Raw genomic sequence first — 1,258 nt, 5'->3', positions numbered from 1 at the left:
CGAGAAGAGGCCCCCCCCCCCCCCCCCCGCCGGGGGGGGGAGCAGGCGGGGCGGCCCCCGCCGGCCGGGGGGGGCAGGCGGGCCGCCCTGCGCGGGGCCCCTGCTCCCCCCCCGCGTGACGCGCCCCCCCCCCCCCCCCCCCCCGCGCGGGGGGGGGCCCCCCGCCCGCCGCTACCTCGCCCGCCCCGGCCACGAGCTGACGGCGGAGCGCCAGGATGAAATCGCATCCGAAACGATGCGCGTCCTGACCGACCCGCGCTTCGCCCGGCTGTTCGGCCCCAACTCCCGTGCCGAGGTGGAGGTGGTTGGTCTGGTGACCGGGCGCGCCCTGTCGGGCCGGGTCGACCGGCTGGTGATCGAGGACGACGCGGTGTGGATCGTCGACTACAAGACCAACCGCCCGCCGCCCGTCCGGGCGGAGGACGTGCCGCCCGTCTATGTCCGCCAGATGGAGGCCTACCGCGCGGCGCTGCGCGCCATCTACCCGGACAAGGCGGTGCGCTGCGTCCTGCTGTGGACCGACACCCCCGCTTTGATGGAGCTTCCGGAGTGAGGCGCGCGCGATAGTTCGCCGTGGGAACTTTTCACCCCCGGCCGCGTTGCACGGGGCGGCGGATTGGGTTGACGAGACCGCATTCGCGCCCCGGCTTGACCAGTGAGGGGGCTCGGTCATACATTTTGGCAAATTCCACCGATGAGGGATGGGTCCGCCGCCGGTGGAAAATCGGCGCGGCGGTGCCCCTGAACCCAGGCATAGAGGTCACATGAGCGATCCCATCAAGGTCACCGACGACAGCTTCGAGCAGGACGTGCTGAAGGCCGACGGTCCGGTCCTGGTCGATTTCTGGGCGGAGTGGTGCGGCCCCTGCAAGATGATTGCTCCCGCGCTCGACGACCTCGCCAAGGAGTATGGCGGCAAGGTCACCGTCGCCAAGCTGAACATCGACGACAACCCCGGCACCCCGACCAAGTACGGCGTGCGCGGCATCCCGACGCTGATGCTGTTCAAGAACGGCAACGTCGCCGCCACCAAGATCGGCGCCCTGCCGAAGACCGCCCTGTTCTCGTGGGTCGACGAGGCTCTCTGAGCCCCGCCTCCCGGACGATCGAAAAGCCCCGCCCCTCCGGCGGGGCTTTTTGTTTGCGCGGTCGCCTGTAGCGTCCAATCCCTCTCCCGCCCCGGGAGAGGGTGCCCGCGCAGCGGGCGGGTGAGGGTCGCACGAGGATCAAGGCATCGATCCTCGACAGCACCCTCACC

The 1,258-nt window shown here is 71.3% G+C and carries 2 protein-coding genes; both read left to right on the top strand.

Features of this window, described 5'->3' with window-relative positions; all coding sequences use genetic code 11:
- Window positions 1-115: 115 nt before the first annotated feature.
- The gene (locus GBZ26_RS30545) at window positions 116-553 is read left to right on the top strand and encodes a PD-(D/E)XK nuclease family protein (RefSeq protein WP_345772089.1); all 438 of its coding nucleotides are present in this window, start codon (window positions 116-118) and stop codon (window positions 551-553) included.
- Between the two features lie 211 nt (window positions 554-764).
- Window positions 765-1,088, top strand: coding sequence for a thioredoxin TrxA (gene trxA / locus GBZ26_RS29435; RefSeq protein ID WP_035669691.1), 324 nt, complete (start codon window positions 765-767; stop codon window positions 1,086-1,088).
- Window positions 1,089-1,258 lie beyond the last annotated feature (170 nt).

Origin of the sequence: Azospirillum formosense (assembly GCF_013340925.1) — a bacterium.
GTDB classification, from domain to species: Bacteria; Pseudomonadota; Alphaproteobacteria; order Azospirillales; family Azospirillaceae; genus Azospirillum; species Azospirillum formosense.
This window is presented reverse-complemented; position numbering and strand designations above follow the sequence as displayed.

Excerpts from the sequence above, each read along its gene's own strand:
- trxA (WP_035669691.1), top strand. The coding sequence starts at position 765 with ATGAGCGATCCCATCAAGGTCACCGACGACAGCTTCGAGCAGGACGTG.